This window comes from Bacillus sp. JJ722 (genome assembly GCF_036963345.1).
Lineage (GTDB): Bacteria > Bacillota > Bacilli > Bacillales > DSM-1321 > Bacillus_AD.
In genome coordinates this window covers 1-2730 of record NZ_JBALMO010000387.1, presented here as the reverse complement: position 1 = coordinate 2730, position 2730 = coordinate 1, and the positions used below count along the sequence as shown (strand labels likewise).

At 33.0% G+C, this 2730-nt stretch carries 4 protein-coding genes; all 4 read left to right on the top strand.

Annotation, left to right across the window (positions count from 1 at the left end):
- Positions 1 to 27: 27 nt before the first annotated feature.
- Positions 28 to 711 (top strand): Yip1 family protein, encoded by a 684-nt coding sequence (locus V7014_RS26585; protein ID WP_335512044.1) that lies wholly within the window; start codon positions 28 to 30, stop codon positions 709 to 711.
- Positions 712 to 893: 182 nt separating this feature from the next.
- The gene (locus V7014_RS26580; RefSeq protein WP_335512042.1) at positions 894 to 1829 is read left to right on the top strand and encodes a manganese-dependent inorganic pyrophosphatase; all 936 of its coding nucleotides are present in this window, start codon (positions 894 to 896) and stop codon (positions 1827 to 1829) included.
- A 107-nt stretch (positions 1830 to 1936) separates the two neighbouring features.
- Positions 1937 to 2260, top strand: a complete 324-nt coding sequence (locus tag V7014_RS26575; protein ID WP_335512040.1) for an iron-sulfur cluster biosynthesis family protein — start codon at positions 1937 to 1939, stop codon at positions 2258 to 2260.
- Between the two features lie 112 nt (positions 2261 to 2372).
- Positions 2373 to 2615 (top strand): hypothetical protein, encoded by a 243-nt coding sequence (locus tag V7014_RS26570; RefSeq protein WP_335512038.1) that lies wholly within the window; start codon positions 2373 to 2375, stop codon positions 2613 to 2615.
- Positions 2616 to 2730: the final 115 nt, after the last annotated feature.

Sequence of the window (2730 nt, the reverse complement as noted above, 5' to 3'; positions counted from 1 at the left end):
AAATAATGTTTTAGGAGATGATGTAATGTGGAACAAAATAATGTTAATAATCCCAAAAATGAAGTTGTTGCTTCAAAACCATCTTTGTTTGGAATCATTTGGAGCCCCGTTGAACAATTTGAAAAAATACGTAATAGACCAACGATTTGGATTCCATTACTAATTGTTACAGTTATATATGTGATTGGTACATATTTTTCAATTTCACAAATGAATTATTCAGAGCTATTAGGTGATGCTATTCCAGCAGATCAAATGGAAATTGTGATGACAGTTAGTAAAATTGTTGGTGCAGTTGCTAGTGTATTTGTTCCAATTATCATGATTTTAATTTCTTCTGCACTTTATTTATTAGTGGCAAAAATTGCTGGTTCAAAAGTAACTTATCAACAACTATTGTCAATGAAAACATTAATTATGTTAATCTCTGCAATTGGTTTAATTTTCAATGGATTATTTAATATAACAATAAACAATGAATCAGATTATACGATTACTAGTTTAGCGGGTGTTTTAGGCAGTGATAATGTAATGTTTGGTTCTGTGGAATTATTTACAATTTGGAGTGTTGTTCTTACTGCAATTGGCTTACAGAAGACTGCTCAGTTATCAAAAGGACTTTCTTGGACAGTTTCGATTGCATTCTACTTAATTAGTCTAGGTTATACATATGTTAGTTCAATAATTGCAGGGGCAAGTGGTTTGTATTGAAGACAGAATTAAAGGGATAAATTATTATTGAAATTAGATTTTTTCGAATAAAATCTAGGTTGAATTCACAATATCTATAAAGCGTGTAATTCATTTAAAAGTTAGTAGTAATTGTGGTAAAATAACAAAGGTATAAAAAACTATATACACATTTACTGAAGATTTAAGGAGAGAATCTCATAATGGAAAAAGTTCTCGTATTCGGACACAAAAACCCAGATACTGATACAATTTGTTCAGCTATTGCATATGCACAAATAAAACAACAAATAGGCGTACAAGCAGAAGCGGTAAGATTAGGAGAGGTAAGTGCAGAAACACAATTTGCTTTAGACTTTTTTAATACACAGGCTCCGAGATTAATTGAAACAGCTGCAACTGAAACAAATCATGTTATTTTAGTTGATCATAACGAACGTCAACAAAGCGTAAATGATATCGATCAAGTAACGATTCTTGAAGTTATTGACCACCATAGAATTGCTAACTTTGAAACAAGTGATCCATTATATTATCGTGCAGAACCAGTAGGATGTACGGCTACTATTCTTTTGAAAATTGCTAAAGAGAAGAACATTAGCATTACTAAAGAAATTGCAGGATTAATGTTATCAGCTATTATTTCAGATACTTTGCTGTTTAAATCTCCAACATGTACGGAGGAAGACGTTGTTGCTGCTAAGGAACTTGCTGGCATCGCTGAAGTTGATGCTGAAGTGTATGGTCTTGAAATGTTAAAAGCTGGAGCAAATCTTTCAGATAAAACAGCTGAGCAACTGATTTCAATTGATGCAAAAGAATTCCCAATGGGTTCTTTCAAAGTAGAAGTAGCACAAGTAAATGCAATCGACGTTAGCGAAGTAATGGCCCGCCAAGCAGATTTAGAACAAGCTATTTCTAAAGTAATTGAAGAAAAACAATTAGACTTATTTATGCTTGCTGTAACAGATATTTTGAATAGTGATAGCACAGTGCTAGCTCTTGGAAAAGAAGCTAATGCAGTTGAACAAGCATACAATGTAACATTAGAAAACAACACATCTCTATTAAAAGGTGTAGTTTCACGTAAGAAACAAATTGTACCTGTTTTAACGGATATTTTTGTAGCGAAGAATTAATATATAGAAGGAGCAGCTCTGTTTAGGAGCTGTTCTTTTTGTATAGCAAATGAATGGCATGCTACAATAAAACTGTAAGTTTTCTGCATTTTAGGGAGTGAATACAAATGAGAATAGTATGGGACGCAAGCGCCATTCACAAAATAAAAGAAATGACAAATGGTAAAGAAGGCTTCTTTAAATTAATATATGACACAGAAGATTGTGGTTGTGATGATGGTGTTACAACGCTTTGGTTTATTAGCGAGCCAGAAGGAAATGAAATAGAAGCAGAGACAAATTTCAGTAAGATTCTTGTTGATCGAGATAAAGTGGTCTATATGGAAGAAGAATTGAAGATTTCATGTGTGGAAGAAAGTCATGTTTTTCGTTTAACTTCACCAAACGGAATTATTAATCCTTTTATGCGATTTTATAATTGGGTTAAATAATTAAATTTAGGTGTATATTATATGGACAATTGGAGTACTTGTGTAATTCGCCCAATAGTTCTTGACTCTTGCAGCATATAATTTAATGAGTTAAGGAACAGGAGGGATTATTTTGAATACTCAATTCCCAATTGATATGAATGATATTAGAAGAGTTGGATTTGGTCGTCCAGGATTCGGTTTTGGCCGACCATTCGGCTTCGGTCGACCATTTGGATTTGGATTTGGGTTTCCATTTTTAGGAGGATTAGCACTAGGTGCAGCTCTTGGTGGAGGCTACGGTTACGGTTATGGATATCCATCTCCATATTATTCGTATCCATATTCAGATTATGGATACCCGTATTATTTCTAATCAAAAACCGCCTCACATTTTGAGGCGGTTTTTTTATTGGTGATATCATTGAGTAAAATCCATTTCCTTTCCAAGAAAAATAGTAGAATGAATACACTTTTAATATATATACTGC